The organism is Gillisia hiemivivida, from assembly GCF_007997295.1.
Taxonomy (GTDB): domain Bacteria; phylum Bacteroidota; class Bacteroidia; order Flavobacteriales; family Flavobacteriaceae; genus Gillisia; species Gillisia hiemivivida.
The window spans coordinates 36,590-55,024 of the sequence record NZ_VORY01000014.1 but is presented as its reverse complement, the minus strand read 5'-3'; the positions used below and the strand labels follow the sequence as shown (position 1 = coordinate 55,024).

Here is an 18,435-nt window from a genome sequence, read left to right as displayed (position 1 = left end):
TATGCCAACAATTTCACAATTAGTACGAAAAGGAAGAGCCAAAATAACCAAGAAGAGTAAATCGGCTGCTTTAGATTCGTGCCCTCAAAGACGAGGTGTTTGTACGCGTGTTTACACAACTACTCCTAAGAAACCTAACTCCGCAATGCGTAAAGTTGCAAGGGTAAGGTTAACTAATGGAAAAGAAGTGAACGCATACATCCCTGGTGAAGGACACAATCTACAAGAGCACTCGATAGTATTGGTTAGAGGCGGAAGGGTAAAAGATTTACCAGGAGTTAGATATCACATTGTTCGTGGTGCCTTAGATACCGCAGGTGTTGAAGGTAGAACGCAAAGAAGATCTAAGTACGGTGCAAAACGCCCTAAGAAGTAATTAAAAACTTTTAATGTAAAGACATGAGAAAAAGACAGGCAAAGAAGAGGCCTCTTTTACCAGATCCAAAATTTAATGATCAGTTAGTAACTCGTTTTGTTAACATGATGATGTGGGATGGTAAAAAATCAGTTTCTTTCAAAGTATTCTATGATGCAATAGCAATCGTAGAGGAGAAAAAACAAGACGAAGAGAAAACAGGCCTTGAGGTTTGGAAAGAAGCTCTTTCTAATGTAATGCCACACGTGGAGGTAAGAAGTAGACGTGTTGGAGGTGCAACTTTTCAGATCCCTATGCAAATTAGACCAGATCGTAAAGTTTCAACTGCAATGAAATGGTTGATCTCTTATTCTAGAAAGCGTAATGAGAAATCTATGGCTCAGAGATTAGCTGCAGAGGTAATTGCTGCTTCTAAAGAAGAAGGTGCTGCTGTTAAGAAAAGAACAGATACCCATAAGATGGCTGAAGCTAATAAAGCATTCTCTCACTTTAGATTCTAAAAAAATGGCACAAAGAGATTTAAAATTCACAAGAAACATAGGTATTGCTGCGCATATTGATGCTGGTAAAACCACTTGTACTGAGCGTATATTATATTATACGGGGATAAGTCACAAAATTGGGGAAGTGCACGATGGTGCTGCCACAATGGACTGGATGGAGCAAGAGCAAGAAAGAGGTATTACAATTACTTCTGCTGCGACCCATTGTAAGTGGATGTACAGAGATCAAGAATTTACAGTAAATATTATAGATACTCCTGGTCACGTAGATTTTACCGTAGAGGTAGAGCGTTCTTTACGTGTATTGGATGGTATGGTTGCTTTATTCAGTGCGGTTGATGGTGTTGAGCCACAATCTGAGACTGTATGGAGACAAGCTGATAAATATAAAGTTCCTCGTATTGGTTTTGTAAACAAAATGGACCGTCAGGGATCTGACTTCTTTAATGTTTGCGATCAGGTAAGGTCAATGTTGGGCGGAAACCCAGTGCCTTTGCAGATTCCAATTGGTGAAGAAGATGATTTTAGAGGTGTAGTTGATTTGATTTCCAAAAAAGCAATTATTTGGAATCAAGATGATTATGGAATGACCTATGAGATTATAGATATTCCAGAGGAATTGATGGAGGATGTTAATAAGTATAGAACTTTATTAGTAGAGGCAGTTGCTGATTACGATGAAGCTTTAATGGAGAAATTCTTTGAAGATGAAAATTCTATTACTGAAGATGAGATTATCGCTGCTTTAAGAGCTGCAACTATAGATATGTCTATCATCCCAATGATGTGTGGTTCTGCTTTTAAAAATAAAGGTGTTCAGGCAATGTTGGATGGAGTAATGCGCTACTTGCCTTCTCCTGTAGATGTAGAAGCTATCATAGGTGTTAATCCTGATACTGAAGAACCAGAGAGTCGTAAACCAAATGTGGATTCGCCTTTCTCTGCTTTAGCATTTAAAATTGCTACAGATCCTTTTGTAGGACGTTTAGCTTTCTTTAGAGTATACTCCGGAGCTTTGGATGCAGGTTCTTACGTATTGAATAACCGTTCTGGTAAGAAAGAACGTATTTCACGTATTTACCAGATGCACTCTAATAAACAAGAGCCTATAGATAGGATTGAAGCTGGAGATATTGGAGCGGCCGTTGGTTTTAAAGATATTAAAACGGGAGATACGCTTACAGATGAGAAGAATCCTATTACATTGGAATCTATGGATTTCCCTGCACCGGTAATTGGTATCGCTGTAGAGCCAAAGACAAAGGCTGATGTGGATAAGATGGGAATGGCTTTAGCTAAATTAGCTGAAGAAGATCCAACTTTCCAGGTTAAAACAGATGAAGTTTCAGGACAAACTATTATCTCAGGAATGGGAGAATTACACTTGGAGATTCTAGTAGATAGATTAAAAAGAGAATTCAAGGTAGAGGTTAACGAAGGTCAGCCTCAAGTTGAGTATAAAGAGACTATCACGAAAAGTGCAGATCATAGAGAAATTTATAAGAAGCAATCTGGTGGTCGTGGTAAATTTGGTGATATCGTATTTGAGATGTCTCCTGCAGATGAGGATTTTAAAGGTCCAGGTCTACAATTTATCGACTCTGTAAAAGGTGGGCGTATTCCTAAAGAATTTATTCCATCTGTGGAAAAAGGATTTAGAGAAGCTATGAAGACTGGTCCTTTAGCGGGTTTCAAAATGGATTCTTTAAAAGTTATATTGAAAGATGGGTCCTTTCACCCTGTAGATTCCGATCAACTTTCTTTCGAATTGGCTGCAAGAATGGGTTATAAAGTGGCTGCTAAAAAAGCAGGTGCTGTTATTCTTGAACCAATAATGAAAGTAGAAGTTGTAACTCCGGAAGAAAACATGGGAGATATCGTAGGTGATCTTAACAGAAGAAGAGGTCAAGTAAACGATATGTCAGATAGATCTGGTGCAAAAGTTATTAAAGCTGAAGTGCCTCTTTCTGAAATGTTTGGTTACGTTACAACATTAAGAACATTGTCTTCAGGTAGAGCAACCTCTACTATGGAATTTGCTCATTATGCTGAAACTCCAGCAAATATTTCTGAAGCAGTTATAAAAGCAGCTAAAGGTACAAACGATTAATAATAGGGATATGAGTCAAAAAATCAGAATAAAACTTAAATCTTACGATCATAACTTAGTGGATAAGTCTGCAGAGAAAATCGTAAAAACCGTAAAAACTACGGGTGCTGTAGTAACGGGACCAATCCCATTACCAACACACAAAAAAATCTTTACAGTATTACGTTCTCCACACGTTAACAAAAAAGCGCGTGAGCAGTTTCAGTTAAGCTCTTATAAAAGATTGTTGGACATATATAGTTCATCATCTAAGACTATTGATGCTTTAATGAAATTGGAATTACCAAGCGGAGTAGAAGTAGAGATTAAAGTGTGATAATTCTTGGCTTTTGTGAGCTTAAGTGAAACAAAAGGCTAGAAATATCCATCCCGAATTTATTCGGGATATTATGAAAGTTAATACTTTCAATTACATGTCCTGAGCAGTTGTCGAGGGAAAAACGGAAAAATACATTCAGGATTGGAAGTATTTTCAGTCCTGAATATTTTTAAATAAATAATTTTAATTTAATCAATAATTAATTATGTCTGGGTTAATAGGAAAAAAAATAGGCATGACTAGCATTTTTGACGAGAACGGGAAGAATATTCCTTGTACCGTTATACAAGCTGGTCCTTGCGTAATTACCCAAGTCAGAACCAAAGAAGTTGACGGGTATGAAGCTCTTCAATTAGGTTTCGATGACAAAAAGACCGCTAACAAAGCTGCCACTGGGCATGCTAAAAAAGCCGGTGTAGCAGCAATGCGTAAAGTCGTTGAATTTAAAGGTTTTGATGGGGATCACAAATTAGGTGATAGTATCACTGTAGAACATTTTACTGAAGGTGAGTTCGTGGATATTTCAGGAACAAGCAAAGGTAAAGGTTTTCAAGGTGTAGTAAAGAGACACGGATTTGCCGGAGTAGGACAAGCTACTCACGGTCAACATAACCGTTTAAGAGCCCCTGGATCGATTGGTGCTGCGTCATATCCTGCAAGAGTATTTAAGGGAATGCGTATGGCTGGCCGTATGGGTGGTGACAAAGTTAAATTAGAAAACTTAAGAGTTTTAAAAGTAGTTGCAGATAAAAATCTACTTGTGGTAAAAGGATGTGTTCCTGGTCATAATAACTCATATGTAATCATTCAGAAGTAATGGAAATAGCAGTTGTAGATATTAAAGGAAAAGAAACAGGAAGAAAGGTGAACCTTTCAGATTCTGTTTTCGGAATAGAGCCTAACAATCATGCTGTATATCTTGATGTAAAACAATACTTGGCTAATCAACGTCAAGGAACGCACAAAGCTAAAGAGCGTGCGGAAATTACAGGAAGTACACGTAAGATTAAAAAACAAAAAGGTACTGGTACAGCTCGTGCTGGTAGTATAAAATCTGGTATTTTTAGAGGTGGAGGACGTATGTTTGGACCACGCCCTAGAAACTATGGTTTTAAATTGAACAAGAACTTAAAGAGATTAGCAAGAAAATCTGCTCTTTCTATTAAGGCAAATGATAAAGCAATTATCATAGTGGAAGATTTTCAATTTGACACTCCAAAAACTAAAAACTTCATAGATGTTTTAAAAGGTTTGGGTGTAGATAAGAAAAAATCTCTTATAGTGTTGGGTGACTCGAATAAAAATGTATATTTGTCGTCACGCAATTTAAAAGGCACCGAAGTTGTAAGTAGTTCAGAATTAAGTACTTACAAAATACTAAACGCAAATAACCTTGTGTTTGTAGAAGGGTCTTTAGAAGGAATTGAGTTGAATTTAAGTAAATAAACGATATGAGTATCTTAATAAAACCTATTATTACAGAAAAAGCGACAGCAGATAGCGAGTTGAATAACCGTTATTCGTTCGTTGTTAATAATAAGGCGAACAAGATTGAAATTAAAGGCGCAATAGAGTCTGCTTATGGAGTTTCAGTTACTAAAGTTCGCACAATTAATGTCCGTCCAGATCGTAAATCTCGTTTTACAAAAACGGGAGTGATCACTGGTAAAACAAGTGCTTATAAGAAAGCATTAGTACAGGTGGCGGAAGGTGAAACTATTGATTTATACAGTAATCTTTAAGATTAAAGAATGTCAGTTAGAAAATTAAAACCAATCACCCCTGGTCAGCGTTTTAGAGTAGTTAATGGTTTTGACGCCATTACTACTGATAAGCCGGAGAAGAGTTTAATAGCTCCGATTAAAAAGTCAGGTGGTAGAAACAGTCAGGGAAAAATGACCATGCGCTATAAAGGTGGTGGTCACAAAAGACGTTACAGAATTATCGATTTTAAACGTGACAAGCATGGAGTTCCTGCTACAGTTGCGTCTATAGAATATGATCCTAACAGAACGGCTTTTATCGCTCTTTTGAATTATCAAGATGGTGAGAAAAGATATGTAATTGCTCAAAATGGTCTTCAGGTAGATCAGAACATTGTTTCTGACGCTGATAGTGCTGCTCCAAATATTGGAAATGCAATGCCGCTTTCTGCAGTGCCGTTAGGAACTGTTATTTCTTGTATAGAATTACGTCCTGGGCAAGGAGCTGTGATGGCTCGTAGTGCAGGTGCTTTTGCTCAGTTAGTGGCAAAAGAGGGTAAGTATGCAACTATCAAACTTCCTTCAGGAGAAATTAGAAGGGTGTTAGTTACTTGTATGGCTACTATCGGAGCTATCTCGAATAGTGATCATCAGTTAATTGTATCTGGTAAAGCAGGTAGAAGCAGATGGTTGGGAAGAAGACCAAGAACAAGACCAGTAGTGATGAATCCTGTGGATCACCCAATGGGTGGTGGTGAAGGAAAATCTTCTGGAGGTCACCCACGTTCTAGAAAAGGTATACCTGCTAAAGGTTATAGAACCCGATCTAAGACAAAAGCGAGTAATAAGTATATTGTAGAACGTAGAAAGAAATAATAAGATATGGCACGTTCATTAAAAAAAGGACCTTACGTTCACTATAAGTTAGAAAAGAAAGTTGCTACCAATGTAGAAGCTGGAAAAAAGACGGTAATCAAGACTTGGTCTAGAGCCTCAATGATAACTCCAGATTTCGTTGGGCAAACTATCGCTGTACATAACGGGAAACAATTTGTCCCTGTATATGTAACAGAGAATATGGTAGGACACAAATTAGGAGAATTTTCACCAACTAGATCTTTTAGAGGTCACGTAGGTGCGAAAAATAAAGGTAAAAGATAACTGAAGCTATGGGAGTTCGTAAAAGAGAAAAAGCAGATCAGACAAAAGAGGCTAAAAAGCTAGTAGCTTTTGCAAAACTGAATAACTGCCCTACTTCGCCAAGAAAAATGCGATTAGTTGCAGATTTAGTACGCGGTGAAAAAGTAGAAAGAGCGCTTCATGTGTTGAGATTTAGCTCTAAGGAAGCATCACGTAGATTGGAGAAATTACTTCTTTCTGCTATTGCTAACTGGCAAGCCAAAAATGAAGATGCTAACATTGAGGAAGCAGATTTATTTGTAAAAGAGATACGCGTAGACGGTGGGAGTATGTTGAAGAGACTTCGTCCTGCACCACAAGGTCGCGCACACAGAATTAGAAAACGTTCCAACCACGTTACAATTGTGATTGGTGACAATAAAAATACACAAAGCTAAGAGTATGGGACAGAAAACAAATCCAATCGGGAATCGCCTTGGTATCATTAGAGGATGGGAATCCAACTGGTACGGAGGAAATGACTACGGCGATAAATTAGCCGAAGACGATAAGATTAGAAAGTATATCCATGCTCGTTTATCAAAAGCGAGTGTATCCAGAGTAATTATCGAGCGTACTCTTAAACTTGTAACCGTTACTATCACTACTGCAAGACCTGGTATCATTATCGGGAAAGGTGGACAAGAGGTAGACAAGTTGAAAGAAGAGCTTAAGAAAATTACTGACAAAGACGTTCAAATTAACATCTTTGAAATCAAGAGACCAGAATTAGATGCTCACTTAGTAGGTTCTAGTGTTGCTAGACAAATTGAGAATCGTATTTCTTACCGTCGTGCTATCAAAATGGCTATTGCAGCCGCTATGAGAATGAATGCTGAAGGTATTAAAATTCAAATTTCAGGTCGTTTGAACGGAGCAGAGATGGCTCGTTCAGAACATTACAAAGATGGAAGAATTCCTTTGTCGACTTTTAGAGCCGATATTGATTATGCTTTAGTTGAGGCACATACTACTTATGGTAGGCTTGGTGTTAAAGTATGGATCATGAAAGGTGAGGTTTACGGAAAAAGAGAACTTTCCCCACTTGTTGGTATGACTACCAAGAAGCCAGGAGGAAAATCCGGACCAGCACGAGGAGGTAACAACAAGCCACGTCGTAGAAAGTAAATTTTTAAAGAAACAAAAATGTTACAGCCTAAAAGAACAAAATATCGTAAGATGCAAAAGGGCCGTATGAAAGGAAACTCTCAAAGAGGGCATAGACTTTCAAACGGAACATTCGGGATCAAATCATTGGACTCAAGTTTCCTTACTGCACGTCAAATAGAAGCAGCTCGTATTGCCGCTACTCGTTTTATGAAAAGAGAAGGTTCGTTATGGATTAAAATATTTCCAGACAAGCCTATTACAAAGAAACCTCTTGAAGTACGTATGGGTAAAGGTAAGGGTGCTGTAGAATATTGGGCAGCAGTTGTAAAACCGGGAAGAATCTTATTTGAAATAGGAGGAGTTCCTTATGATGTTGCAAAAGAAGCATTGCGTCTTGCAGCACAGAAATTGCCTGTGAAAACTAAGTTTATTGTAGCTAGAGATTATCAAGCTTAATTAAGAGAAGTTATGAAACAATCAGAAGTAAGAGAATCATCTGTAGTAGATTTACAAGAAGAACTTAGTAAGTCCAGAAAAGCATATTCAGATTTAAAAATGGCTCACGCAGTTTCGCCATTGGAGAACCCAATACAACTAAGAGTTGTAAGAAAATCTATAGCGAGAATTGCTACAGAGTTAACTAAAAGAGAACAACAACAATAAGTGTTATTCTGCTGAAAGATGGAAAAAAGAAATTTAAGAAAAGAGCGTATAGGTGTAGTTACCAGTAACAAAATGCAGAAATCCATTGTGGTTGCTGAAGTTAAAAAGGTAAAACATCCCATGTATGGTAAATTCGTTTTAAAAACGAAAAAATACGTGGCTCACGACGAAACAAATGACTGCAACATTGGAGATACAGTAAAAATAATGGAGACTCGTCCATTGAGTAAATCTAAATGTTGGAGATTAATAGAAATTATAGAAAGAGCTAAGTAAAATGGTACAACAAGAGTCTAGATTAAGAGTAGCAGATAATACCGGGGCAAAAGAAGTTTTGACCATAAGAGTATTAGGAGGTACAAAAAGAAGATACGCTTCTGTTGGAGACAAAATAGTTGTCAGCGTTAAGGAAGCTACACCTAATGGAAACATTAAGAAGGGTGCAGTTTCAACGGCAGTAGTTGTTCGTACCAAGAAAGAAGTGCGTAGACCAGATGGATCATATATCCGTTTTGATGATAACGCATGTGTTCTTCTAAACCCAACTGGCGAAATGCGCGGTACTCGTGTATTTGGTCCAGTAGCACGTGAACTTCGTGATAAACAATTCATGAAGATTGTATCATTAGCACCAGAGGTGCTTTAATACATTGAAATAATGACAAAGCTGAAAATAAAATCTGGAGATACAGTTAGACTTATTGCCGGAGACCATAAAGGTCAAGAAGGAAAAGTTCAGAAAATTCTTCGAGATAAAAATAAAGCAATTGTGGAAGGTGTAAATATGGTCTCAAAACATGAGAAGCCAAGTGCATCTAACCCACAAGGAGGGATAGTTAAGAAGGAAGCACCTATCCATTTATCCAACTTATCTTTAATCGATAAAAAGGGAGATTCTACCCGTATTGGTTATAGAATGGAAGATGGTAAGAAGGTTAGATTTTCCAAAAAATCAAATGAAGTAATTTAGTTATGGCATACGTACCAAGACTTAAACAAGAGTATAAAGACAGAGTAGTGTCTTCTCTTACAGAAGAATTCAGTTACTCTAACATCATGCAGGTTCCAAAACTACAAAAGATAGTTTTAAGCCGTGGAGTTGGAGCAGCTGTTGCAGATAAGAAACTTATTGACCATGCAATTGATGAATTATCAATGATCACTGGTCAAAAAGCGGTATCAACCATTTCTAAAAAGGATGTTGCTTCTTTTAAATTGCGTAAAGGAATGCCAATTGGGGCAAAAGTTACCTTACGTGGCGAAAGAATGTATGAATTCCTAGATCGTTTTATCACATCTGCTCTTCCAAGAGTTCGTGATTTTAGCGGTATTAAAGCTACAGGATTTGATGGAAGAGGTAATTACAATTTAGGTATTACTGAACAAATCATTTTCCCGGAGATCGATATTGATAAAGTGAATAAAATTTCAGGAATGGATATCACTTTTGTAACTTCCGCGCCAACAGACAAGGAAGCAAAATCATTGCTAACGGAACTAGGTTTACCTTTTAAAAAGAATTAAGATATGGCTAAAGAATCAATGAAAGCCCGTGAGGTGAAGAGACAAGCAATTGTGAAGAAATATGCTGAAAAACGCAAAGCTTTGAAAGAAGCTGGTGATTTTGAAGGATTACAAAAACTTCCAAAAAATGCCTCTCCAGTTCGTTTACACAACCGTTGTAAATTAACAGGAAGACCTAAAGGATACATGAGACAATTTGGTCTTTCTCGAGTTATGTTTAGAGAAATGGCTAACCAAGGATTAATTCCAGGAGTAAGAAAAGCTAGTTGGTAATATTATAAATTGATGAAAGGTTCATCCCGATAGCTATCGTGGACTGAAAACCGTTATCGTAAATTGAAAAAATGACTACAGATCCAGTTGCAGATTATTTAACAAGAATTAGAAATGCGGTAGCAGCAAACCACAGAGTGGTTGAGATACCAGCATCTAATCTTAAAAAGGAGATCACTAAAATATTATTCGATCAAGGATATATTCTTAGTTACAAGTTTGAAGATACTACCGCTCAAGGTTCTATCAAGATAGCTCTTAAGTACGACAAGCTTACTAAAGATCCGGTAATTAAGAACATTCAACGAATAAGTAAACCCGGTTTACGTAAATACGCTGGAGCAAATGAATTGCCACGTATCTTAAACGGTCTTGGTATTGCTATCGTTTCTACTTCTCACGGAGTAATGACAGGTAGACAAGCCCAAGCTGAAAAAGTTGGTGGTGAAGTTTTATGCTACGTTTACTAATACTTAAAGACTTAAGAAATGTCAAGAATAGGTAAAAACCCAATCACTATCCCAGAAGGCGTTACAGTTAGCCTAAATGAAGGGTTTGTGACGGTAAAAGGAAAATTGGGAGAATTAACTCAAGAAATTAAAGACATCGATGTGAAAATTGAAGATGATTTGATTACTTTTGAGCGCTCTTCAGATAAGAAGGACCAAAAAGCGAAGCACGGACTTTACCGAGCTTTGGTAAATAATATGATTGAAGGAGTATCTAAAGGGTATACTAAACAATTGGAATTGGTAGGAGTAGGTTATCGTGCTTCCAGCCAAGGACAAAAATTAGAACTAGCTCTTGGTTTCTCTCATAATATTGTTTTTGAACTAGCACCAGAGGTGAAGGTAGAGACTGTTTCAGATAAAGGTAAAAACCCAATCGTGAAATTGTCTTCTCATGATAAACAATTGGTTGGTCAAATAGCAGCTAAAATCCGTTCTTTCCGTGCTCCAGAGCCGTATAAAGGAAAAGGAATTAAGTTTGTAGGAGAACAATTAAGAAGAAAAGCTGGTAAATCAGCTTAATAAAGTGTAGATATGGCATTTTCAAAACAAGCAAGAAGAACAAAGATTAAGAAGAGTATCCGTAAAAATATTACGGGAACCGAAAGTCGCCCAAGACTGGCTATATTTAGAAGTAATAAAGAAATTTATGCTCAAATAGTAGACGATGTTAAAGGCAAAACTTTGGTTGCTGCTTCTTCTAGAGATAAAGACGTAACTGCATCTGACAGTAATAAATTAGATAAAGCAGCCTTAGTTGGTAAAGCTATAGCAGAAAAAGCGTTAAAGGCCGGAATAGATTCGATCTCTTTTGATAGAGGTGGTTATTTATATCACGGAAGAGTTAAATCATTGGCAGATGGTGCTCGTGAAGGAGGACTAAAATTCTAATAAGATATGTATCAAGATTATAAAAATGTAGAACTTGTAAAACCAGCAGGTCTTGAATTAAAAGATCGTTTGGTTGGTGTGCAACGTGTTACAAAAGTTACAAAAGGTGGTAGAGCATTTGGTTTTTCTGCTATTGTAGTTGTAGGTGATGAGAATGGAGTAGTGGGTCAGGGTTTAGGAAAATCTAAAGACGTTGCTAGTGCAATCGCAAAATCTATAGAGGATGCCAAAAAGAATTTGGTAAGAATTCCTATTTATAAAGGATCTATTCCTCATGAGCAAAAAGGTAAATATGGTGGAGCAAGGGTTTTATTGATCCCTGCTGCAACAGGTACCGGAGTAATAGCTGGTGGTGCAATTCGTGCCGTATTGGAGGCTGTTGGTGTACATGATGTACTTTCAAAAAACCAAGGATCTTCAAACCCGCATAATGTTGTTAAAGCAACTTTTGATGCCCTATTGCAATTGCGTAGTGCTCAAACTGTAGCAAAACAACGTGGTATTACATTAGACAAAGTTTTTAAAGGATAATACAAGGACAAGATGGCAAAGATATATGTAAAGCAGGTTAAAAGTGCGATTAAACGTACTGCAAACCAGAAACGTACTTTAGAAGCACTTGGTTTAAGAAGACTTAACCAAGTTGTAGAGCACGAGAACACACCAAACATCCTTGGTATGGTAAATAAAGTTCAACACTTAGTTTCTGTAGCGGAAACAAAATAATAAACTCACATGGATTTAAGTAACTTAAGACCTGCAAAAGGTTCAGTTCAAAATAACAGTAAACGTGTAGGTAGAGGAGAAGGATCTGGTAAAGGAGGAACAGCCACCCGTGGACATAAGGGGGCTAAATCTCGTTCTGGTTACTCTAGAAAGATAGGTTTTGAAGGAGGGCAAATGCCACTCCAACGAAGAGTGCCTAAATTTGGTTTTACCAACATTAACCGTAAAGATTATCAAGGGATTAACCTTGATACACTTCAGGGACTTGTAGATAACGGACGTATTAAAGACACCGTTGATATGCAAGTTTTAGTAGAAAACGGACTGGCTCGTAAAAACGAATTAGTAAAGATATTAGGTAGAGGGGAATTAAAAGCAACATTGAAAATATCTGTTCATAAATTTACTGCCTCAGCCAAGGAAGCTATCGAAGCTGCCGGAGGAGAAGTAGTTACTTTATAATAGATATACTATGAAATTTATCAATACTATAAAAAATATTTGGAAAATTGAGGAGCTAAAAAATAGAATTTTAGTGACCCTTGGTTTGTTATTGGTATACCGTTTTGGTGCGCAGGTTGTACTTCCTGGGATAGATGCTTCACAGTTATCTAACCTAGCTAGTCAAACTGAAAGTGGACTTTTGGGTCTACTTAATGCGTTTACAGGTGGTGCTTTTTCTAACGCTTCCGTTTTTGCATTAGGGATTATGCCTTACATTTCTGCTTCCATTGTGGTGCAGTTAATGGGTATTGCGGTTCCTTATTTACAGAAACTTCAGAAAGAAGGAGAAAGTGGAAGAAGAAGGATTAACCAAATAACCAGATGGTTAACTATAGCTATTACCTTAGTTCAAGGTCCTGGTTATATCTATAACTTGTTTGCTACCTTACCTCAAAGTGCCTTTTTGTTGGGTAATACTGTAACTTTCGTTGCATCCTCAGTAATAATTCTTACTACAGGAACTATATTTGCAATGTGGTTGGGTGAAAAAATTACCGATAAAGGAATAGGGAATGGTATTTCCTTATTAATTATGGTTGGTATTATAGCAACATTGCCTCAGGCTTTTATTCAGGAATTCGCTTCCAGAGTGTTTGAGTCTAATGGTGGATTAGTTATGATCCTTATAGAATTGGTAATCTGGTTCGCTATTATAATGGCCTGTATCATGTTAGTGATGGCGGTCCGGCAAATAGCGGTACAGTATGCGCGAAGAACGGCATCTGGAGGATATGAGAAGAATGTATTTGGATCAAGACAATACATTCCACTTAAATTAAATGCTTCTGGAGTAATGCCTATTATCTTTGCTCAAGCAATAATGTTTATACCGGCTGCGGTTGCGGGACTTTCTGATGGAGAGACTTCGCAAGGAGTAGCAGCTGCGTTTAGCGATATATTTGGTTTTTGGTACAACTTAGTATTTGCCTTATTAATTATAGTATTCACATACTTTTATACGGCAATTACAGTACCTACTAATAAAATGGCAGATGATCTTAAGCGAAGCGGTGGATTTATTCCTGGAATTCGTCCAGGTGGAGACACAGCAGAGTACTTAGATAGGATCATGTCTCAGATAACCCTTCCGGGTTCAATTTTCCTCGCTCTTATAGCAGTGTTCCCTGCTATAGTGTATCAACTGTTGGGTGTACAACAGGGATGGGCATTGTTCTTTGGAGGTACCTCTCTATTAATTATGGTGGGGGTTGCGATTGATACTATGCAACAAGTTAATTCGTACTTGTTAAATAGACATTATGATGGTTTGATGAAAACCGGAAAAAATAGAAAAGCAGTAGCATAACTATGGCAAAGCAATCAGCAATAGAACAAGACGGAACAATTATAGAAGCATTATCAAATGCTATGTTTCGTGTGGAACTTGAGAACGGACACGTAGTGACCGCTCATATTTCGGGAAAAATGCGTATGCATTATATTAAATTACTTCCCGGTGATAAAGTGAAATTAGAAATGAGTCCTTACGATTTATCTAAGGCTCGAATAACTTACAGATACTAATTAAGATGAAAGTAAGAGCATCAGTTAAAAAAAGAAGTGCCGACTGCAAAATAGTGCGCAGAAAAGGTAGACTTTACGTGATTAACAAAAAGAATCCAAAATTTAAACAAAGACAAGGTTAAGTTATGGCTAGAATTGCAGGTGTTGATATACCAAAACAAAAACGCGGAGTTATAGCATTGACCTATATCTTCGGAATTGGCAAAAGTAGGGCTGAAAGAATCCTGAAGGAAGCTGATGTAGATGAGAGTATAAAAGTTTCAGATTGGGACGATGACCAGATTGGTAGAATTCGTGAAGCTGTTGGAACTTTTAAAATTGAAGGTGAATTACGTTCAGAAGTACAAATGAGTATTAAGCGTCTTATGGATATAGGATGTTACCGTGGTGTGCGTCATAGATCTGGTCTTCCATTAAGAGGACAAAGAACTAAGAACAATTCAAGAACCAGAAAAGGTAGAAGAAAAACAGTTGCTAATAAGAAGAAAGCAACTAAATAATAAGTAAGATGGCAAAAACTCAAAAAACTGCTCAAAAGAAACGTAAAGTAATCGTTGAGTCTAATGGAGAAGCGCATATTACTGCTTCTTTTAATAATATCATTATTTCTTTAACAAATAAAAAAGGAGATTTAATCTCTTGGTCATCTGCCGGTAAAATGGGTTTTCGAGGATCTAAGAAAAACACTCCTTACGCTGCTCAATTAGCTGCTGAAGATGCATCGAAAGTTGCACATGAAGCTGGTTTAAGAAAAGTGAAAGTATATGTTAAGGGACCAGGAAATGGTAGAGAATCAGCAATGCGTTCTTTACACAATTCAGGAATTGAAGTAACCGAAATTATCGACGTTACTCCTTTGCCACACAATGGATGTAGACCTCCTAAAAGACGTAGAGTTTAATTAATTATTAAGTATAAACGAGAAGGCAATGAGATTATCGAAGGACAGTGACCTTAATTCATAATCGCTTTCTTAAAAAAAACAATTTTCAATGGCAAGATATACTGGTCCAAAGACTAAAATAGCTCGTAAATTTGGCGAGGCTATATTCGGAGATGACAAGTCTTTCGAAAAAAGAAATTACCCTCCGGGACAACATGGTAACAACCGTAGAAGAGGTAAAAAATCTGAATATGCAATCCAGTTAATGGAGAAGCAAAAGGCAAAATACACGTATGGTGTATTAGAACGTCAGTTCAGAAACATGTTTGAAAAAGCAACCAGATCAACAGGAATTACTGGTGAGGTTCTTTTGCAATTATGTGAATCTAGATTAGATAATGTAGTTTACAGAATGGGAGTTTCTCCTTCGAGAAGTGGTGCGAGACAATTAGTTTCTCACAGACATATTACTGTAAACGGTGATGTTTTAAACATCCCATCTTACCAAGTGAAGCCAGGAGATGTAATTGCGGTAAGAGAGAAATCTAAATCTTTAGAAGCGATAACTAATTCGTTAGCAAATTCAAGTGCCACTTACGAGTGGATGACCTGGAACAATGAGACTAAGCAAGGAACTTTTGTTTCTGTTCCTGCAAGAGTACAGATTCCAGAAAATATAAATGAACAATTCATAGTCGAATTATATTCGAAATAATAATTCACAGAAGTCGTAATATGGCAATACTAAATTTTCAGAAGCCCGATAAAGTTATAATGATTGATTCCACTGAATTCGAAGGGAAGTTTGAGTTTCGCCCTTTGGAACCAGGATATGGATTAACTGTTGGTAACGCTTTAAGGAGAGTACTGTTATCATCTTTAGAAGGATTCGCAATCACTTCAGTTCGCATTGAAGGAGTTGACCACGAATTCTCTACTATCCCTGGGGTAGTGGAAGATGTTACAGAAATTATATTAAACCTAAAACAAGTAAGGTTTAAAAGGCAAATTGATGAAATAGACAATGAAGCCGTTACAATTTCTGTTTCTGGACAAGAACAACTTACAGCTGGCCATTTCCAAAAATTTATTTCAGGTTTTCAAATTCTAAATCCAGATTTAGTGATTTGTAACCTTGATAAAAAAGTGAGTTTCAATATGGAACTTTCGGTGGAAAAAGGTCGTGGGTATGTTCCTGCAGAAGAAAACAAAAAAGCAAATGCACCTCTAGGTACTATCTTTACAGATTCGGTTTACACACCAATCAAAAATGTAAAATATAGCATAGAGAACTTTCGTGTAGAGCAAAAAACCGATTATGAAAAATTGGTTTTTGAAATTATATCAGATGGTTCTATACATCCTAAGGATGCATTAACAGAAGCTGCAAAAACCTTGATCCACCATTTCATGTTGTTCTCTGATGAGCGTATAACGCTAGAGGCAGATGAGATAGCACAAACTGAAACTTATGATGAAGAATCCCTTCACATGAGACAGTTGCTAAAAACCAAATTGGTAGATATGGATCTTTCTGTTAGAGCACTTAACTGCTTAAAGGCTGCTGAAGTTGATACCTTGGGTGATTTAGTATCCTACAACAAAAATGACTTGATGAAGTTCCGTAATTTCGGGAAGAAATCTTTAACCGAGCTTGAAGAGCTTGTGAATAATAAAGGTTTAAACTTTGGAATGGATCTTTCAAAATATAAATTGGATAAAGACTAGTACGATCCTTCACAGGAAATCTTAGTCTAAAAGAGAATAGTAATGAGACACGGAAAAAAAATAAATCATTTAGGAAGAAAAACGGCACACCGTAAGTCTATGTTGGCTAACATGGCGTGTTCCCTAATTGAGCATAAACGTATAAATACTACTGTAGCTAAAGCAAAAGCTTTAAAGCAGTTTGTAGAGCCTTTGATCACAAAATCTAAGGAAGATACAACTCACAACAGAAGATTGGTTTTCGCTAAACTTCGTCAGAAAGATTTCGTAGCAGAATTGTTCCGAGATGTTGCTCCTAAGATAGGTGACCGTCCGGGTGGTTATACAAGAATTATCAAACTAGGTAATAGACTTGGTGATAACGCGGATATGGCAATGATAGAATTAGTTGATTACAACGAGATCTACAATCTTACGAAGCCAGAGAAGAAAAAATCTACTCGTAGAGGTAAAAAGAAAGCTACAGAAGAAACTACAGCAACAGCTGAAACTAAAACTTCTGAAAAGAAAGCTGACAAAAAAGACGATGAAAAAGAAGACTAACAATGATTCTTTTCTAATCAAAATTATAAAAAGGGATAAGCCATTAAGGTTTATCCCTTTTTTTTTAAACATAAAAGTGGGAATTATATTTTTGGTTGCTACCATTTAATTAATTTTGCCACTCGAAGTTAAAAACTAATTAGTACCTGGAATATTATTATGAAATACCAAACAAGAAAAAAAGCGATCATTCTCTTGGCAGACGGTACCATCTTTCATGGGAAATCTGTTGGAGATAAAGATGGAAGTGCAGTAGGAGAAGTATGTTTTAATACGGGAATGACTGGGTATCAGGAGATATTTACAGATCCCTCGTATTTCGGACAGTTAATGGTTACTACCAATGCTCATATAGGTAATTATGGAGTAAAGGAGGAAGAAAATGAATCTGATAAGGCTAAAATCTCAGGACTCATCTGTAAGAATTTCAGCTATAATTATTCACGTCCCTCGGCAGATGGTTCCTTGTCTAGTTTTTTAGATGGAAGTGACCTTTTTGCTATTTCAGATGTAGACACCAGAGCTTTGGTTGCTTACATCCGTGAAAACGGAGCTATGAATGCAATTATTTCTACAGATGTAGATAATTTAGAAGGACTTAAAGAGCAATTGAAAGCGGTGCCAGATATGGATGGTTTGGAATTGGCTTCAAAGGTATCTACTAAAGAACCTTATTTTTTTGGAAATGAAAATGCTACCTACAAAATTGCAGCATTGGATATTGGTATCAAAAAGAATATCCTTCGCAATCTTTCTGAAAGAGATGCTTATGTAAAGGTATTTCCATTTGATGCTACTTATGAAGAAATGAGTTCTTGGAATCCTGATGGATATTTTCTTTCTAATGGTCCTGGTGACCCACAACCACTTAGTGCTGCTATCAATTTGACCAAATCAATTTTAGAGAAGGATCATCCATTATTTGGAATTTGTTTGGGACATCAAGTAATAGCCATAGCAAATGGTATTTCTACTTATAAGATGCATCATGGGCATAGGGGTATTAACCATCCGGTTCTGAATTTGAAGACCGGGAAAGGGGAGATCACTTCACAAAATCATGGTTTTTCTGTGGATAGAGCAGAGACTGAAGCGCATCCAAATGTAAAGATCACACATGTGTGTATAAATGATAATACAGTCGGAGGAATGGAGATCACAAATAAGAATTGTTTTTCAGTTCAATATCATCCCGAAGCTAGTCCCGGACCACACGATGCTAACTATTTATTCGATGAATTTATAGATAGGATAAAAGCTTCTAAAAATTAATTTTCTGTATGTCCGCTTTTGTTCCAGTAAATAGTTTTTTATTAATTAATTACAGGTTGTTACCGTCATGCTGAACTTGCTTCAGCATCTCAAAT

33 protein-coding genes are annotated in these 18,435 nt (G+C 36.9%); all 33 read left to right on the top strand.

What is annotated here, in order from left to right; genetic code table 11:
- Position 1 precedes the first annotated feature (1 nt).
- Positions 2–376, top strand: a complete 375-nt coding sequence (rpsL, locus tag ES724_RS11725; protein WP_010230128.1) for a 30S ribosomal protein S12 — start codon at positions 2–4, stop codon at positions 374–376.
- A gap of 23 nt (positions 377–399) precedes the next feature.
- Positions 400–876 carry a 30S ribosomal protein S7 gene (gene rpsG, locus ES724_RS11720; RefSeq protein WP_026839641.1) on the top strand — a complete coding sequence of 159 codons (477 nt, stop codon included), beginning with the start codon at positions 400–402 and terminating at the stop codon, positions 874–876.
- Between the two features lie 4 nt (positions 877–880).
- Positions 881–2,989 carry an elongation factor G gene (gene fusA, locus ES724_RS11715; RefSeq protein ID WP_146933154.1) on the top strand — a complete coding sequence of 703 codons (2,109 nt, stop codon included), beginning with the start codon at positions 881–883 and terminating at the stop codon, positions 2,987–2,989.
- A 10-nt stretch (positions 2,990–2,999) separates the two neighbouring features.
- Positions 3,000–3,305 carry a 30S ribosomal protein S10 gene (gene rpsJ, locus ES724_RS11710; protein WP_010230113.1) on the top strand — a complete coding sequence of 102 codons (306 nt, stop codon included), beginning with the start codon at positions 3,000–3,002 and terminating at the stop codon, positions 3,303–3,305.
- Positions 3,306–3,513: 208 nt separating this feature from the next.
- Positions 3,514–4,125 carry a 50S ribosomal protein L3 gene (rplC, locus tag ES724_RS11705; RefSeq protein WP_146933152.1) on the top strand — a complete coding sequence of 204 codons (612 nt, stop codon included), beginning with the start codon at positions 3,514–3,516 and terminating at the stop codon, positions 4,123–4,125.
- Positions 4,125–4,754, top strand: a complete 630-nt coding sequence (gene rplD / locus ES724_RS11700) for a 50S ribosomal protein L4 (RefSeq protein WP_026839638.1) — start codon at positions 4,125–4,127, stop codon at positions 4,752–4,754. The genes rplC and rplD overlap by 1 nt, the downstream gene beginning before the upstream one ends.
- Positions 4,755–4,759: 5 nt before the next feature.
- Positions 4,760–5,050 carry a 50S ribosomal protein L23 gene (gene rplW, locus ES724_RS11695; protein ID WP_010230108.1) on the top strand — a complete coding sequence of 97 codons (291 nt, stop codon included), beginning with the start codon at positions 4,760–4,762 and terminating at the stop codon, positions 5,048–5,050.
- Between the two features lie 9 nt (positions 5,051–5,059).
- Positions 5,060–5,887, top strand: a complete 828-nt coding sequence (rplB, locus tag ES724_RS11690; protein ID WP_026839637.1) for a 50S ribosomal protein L2 — start codon at positions 5,060–5,062, stop codon at positions 5,885–5,887.
- 6 nt (positions 5,888–5,893) lie between these two features.
- The gene (gene rpsS / locus ES724_RS11685; RefSeq protein ID WP_026839636.1) at positions 5,894–6,172 is read left to right on the top strand and encodes a 30S ribosomal protein S19; all 279 of its coding nucleotides are present in this window, start codon (positions 5,894–5,896) and stop codon (positions 6,170–6,172) included.
- 8 nt (positions 6,173–6,180) lie between these two features.
- Positions 6,181–6,588, top strand: coding sequence for a 50S ribosomal protein L22 (gene rplV / locus ES724_RS11680; RefSeq protein ID WP_026839635.1), 408 nt, complete (start codon positions 6,181–6,183; stop codon positions 6,586–6,588).
- A 4-nt stretch (positions 6,589–6,592) separates the two neighbouring features.
- A complete protein-coding gene (rpsC, locus tag ES724_RS11675; RefSeq protein ID WP_026839634.1) occupies positions 6,593–7,318 on the top strand; it encodes a 30S ribosomal protein S3 in 726 nt (241 codons plus the stop codon).
- 18 nt (positions 7,319–7,336) lie between these two features.
- The gene (gene rplP / locus ES724_RS11670; protein WP_026839633.1) at positions 7,337–7,756 is read left to right on the top strand and encodes a 50S ribosomal protein L16; all 420 of its coding nucleotides are present in this window, start codon (positions 7,337–7,339) and stop codon (positions 7,754–7,756) included.
- Between the two features lie 12 nt (positions 7,757–7,768).
- Positions 7,769–7,963 carry a 50S ribosomal protein L29 gene (rpmC, locus tag ES724_RS11665; RefSeq protein ID WP_026839632.1) on the top strand — a complete coding sequence of 65 codons (195 nt, stop codon included), beginning with the start codon at positions 7,769–7,771 and terminating at the stop codon, positions 7,961–7,963.
- Between the two features lie 18 nt (positions 7,964–7,981).
- Complete coding sequence (gene rpsQ, locus ES724_RS11660; RefSeq protein WP_010230090.1) at positions 7,982–8,239, top strand: 30S ribosomal protein S17; 258 nt, start codon at positions 7,982–7,984, stop codon at positions 8,237–8,239.
- A 1-nt stretch (position 8,240) separates the two neighbouring features.
- A complete protein-coding gene (gene rplN / locus ES724_RS11655) occupies positions 8,241–8,609 on the top strand; it encodes a 50S ribosomal protein L14 (RefSeq protein ID WP_010230087.1) in 369 nt (122 codons plus the stop codon).
- 12 nt (positions 8,610–8,621) lie between these two features.
- Positions 8,622–8,933 (top strand): 50S ribosomal protein L24, encoded by a 312-nt coding sequence (gene rplX, locus ES724_RS11650; RefSeq protein ID WP_026839631.1) that lies wholly within the window; start codon positions 8,622–8,624, stop codon positions 8,931–8,933.
- Positions 8,934–8,935: 2 nt separating this feature from the next.
- On the top strand, positions 8,936–9,487 hold the full coding sequence (gene rplE, locus ES724_RS11645) for a 50S ribosomal protein L5 (RefSeq protein WP_026839630.1): 552 nt from the start codon (positions 8,936–8,938) through the stop codon (positions 9,485–9,487).
- Positions 9,488–9,490: 3 nt separating this feature from the next.
- On the top strand, positions 9,491–9,760 hold the full coding sequence (gene rpsN, locus ES724_RS11640) for a 30S ribosomal protein S14 (RefSeq protein ID WP_026839629.1): 270 nt from the start codon (positions 9,491–9,493) through the stop codon (positions 9,758–9,760).
- A 71-nt stretch (positions 9,761–9,831) separates the two neighbouring features.
- Positions 9,832–10,230: a 30S ribosomal protein S8 gene (gene rpsH, locus ES724_RS11635; RefSeq protein WP_026839628.1), complete on the top strand. Its 399-nt coding sequence runs from the start codon at positions 9,832–9,834 to the stop codon at positions 10,228–10,230.
- Positions 10,231–10,248: 18 nt separating this feature from the next.
- Positions 10,249–10,791 (top strand): 50S ribosomal protein L6, encoded by a 543-nt coding sequence (rplF, locus tag ES724_RS11630; protein ID WP_026839627.1) that lies wholly within the window; start codon positions 10,249–10,251, stop codon positions 10,789–10,791.
- Positions 10,792–10,803: 12 nt separating this feature from the next.
- Positions 10,804–11,160 (top strand): 50S ribosomal protein L18, encoded by a 357-nt coding sequence (gene rplR / locus ES724_RS11625; protein ID WP_026839626.1) that lies wholly within the window; start codon positions 10,804–10,806, stop codon positions 11,158–11,160.
- A gap of 6 nt (positions 11,161–11,166) precedes the next feature.
- Positions 11,167–11,691, top strand: a complete 525-nt coding sequence (gene rpsE / locus ES724_RS11620) for a 30S ribosomal protein S5 (protein WP_026839625.1) — start codon at positions 11,167–11,169, stop codon at positions 11,689–11,691.
- A gap of 12 nt (positions 11,692–11,703) precedes the next feature.
- A complete protein-coding gene (gene rpmD, locus ES724_RS11615) occupies positions 11,704–11,886 on the top strand; it encodes a 50S ribosomal protein L30 (RefSeq protein WP_026839624.1) in 183 nt (60 codons plus the stop codon).
- A 9-nt stretch (positions 11,887–11,895) separates the two neighbouring features.
- Positions 11,896–12,348: a 50S ribosomal protein L15 gene (gene rplO / locus ES724_RS11610; protein ID WP_034924413.1), complete on the top strand. Its 453-nt coding sequence runs from the start codon at positions 11,896–11,898 to the stop codon at positions 12,346–12,348.
- A gap of 10 nt (positions 12,349–12,358) precedes the next feature.
- Positions 12,359–13,696, top strand: a complete 1,338-nt coding sequence (gene secY, locus ES724_RS11605; protein ID WP_026839622.1) for a preprotein translocase subunit SecY — start codon at positions 12,359–12,361, stop codon at positions 13,694–13,696.
- A gap of 2 nt (positions 13,697–13,698) precedes the next feature.
- On the top strand, positions 13,699–13,914 hold the full coding sequence (gene infA / locus ES724_RS11600) for a translation initiation factor IF-1 (protein ID WP_006988529.1): 216 nt from the start codon (positions 13,699–13,701) through the stop codon (positions 13,912–13,914).
- Positions 13,915–13,919: 5 nt separating this feature from the next.
- On the top strand, positions 13,920–14,036 hold the full coding sequence (gene ykgO / locus ES724_RS11595; protein WP_009779203.1) for a type B 50S ribosomal protein L36: 117 nt from the start codon (positions 13,920–13,922) through the stop codon (positions 14,034–14,036).
- Between the two features lie 3 nt (positions 14,037–14,039).
- Complete coding sequence (gene rpsM / locus ES724_RS11590; RefSeq protein WP_026839621.1) at positions 14,040–14,414, top strand: 30S ribosomal protein S13; 375 nt, start codon at positions 14,040–14,042, stop codon at positions 14,412–14,414.
- A gap of 8 nt (positions 14,415–14,422) precedes the next feature.
- On the top strand, positions 14,423–14,815 hold the full coding sequence (gene rpsK, locus ES724_RS11585) for a 30S ribosomal protein S11 (RefSeq protein ID WP_026839620.1): 393 nt from the start codon (positions 14,423–14,425) through the stop codon (positions 14,813–14,815).
- Between the two features lie 91 nt (positions 14,816–14,906).
- On the top strand, positions 14,907–15,512 hold the full coding sequence (rpsD, locus tag ES724_RS11580; protein WP_026839619.1) for a 30S ribosomal protein S4: 606 nt from the start codon (positions 14,907–14,909) through the stop codon (positions 15,510–15,512).
- Positions 15,513–15,532: 20 nt separating this feature from the next.
- Positions 15,533–16,525, top strand: coding sequence for a DNA-directed RNA polymerase subunit alpha (locus tag ES724_RS11575; protein ID WP_010230049.1), 993 nt, complete (start codon positions 15,533–15,535; stop codon positions 16,523–16,525).
- Between the two features lie 42 nt (positions 16,526–16,567).
- Positions 16,568–17,068, top strand: coding sequence for a 50S ribosomal protein L17 (gene rplQ, locus ES724_RS11570; RefSeq protein WP_026839618.1), 501 nt, complete (start codon positions 16,568–16,570; stop codon positions 17,066–17,068).
- Between the two features lie 159 nt (positions 17,069–17,227).
- Complete coding sequence (carA, locus tag ES724_RS11565; RefSeq protein WP_146933150.1) at positions 17,228–18,340, top strand: glutamine-hydrolyzing carbamoyl-phosphate synthase small subunit; 1,113 nt, start codon at positions 17,228–17,230, stop codon at positions 18,338–18,340.
- The last annotated feature ends 95 nt before the right edge of the window (positions 18,341–18,435 follow it).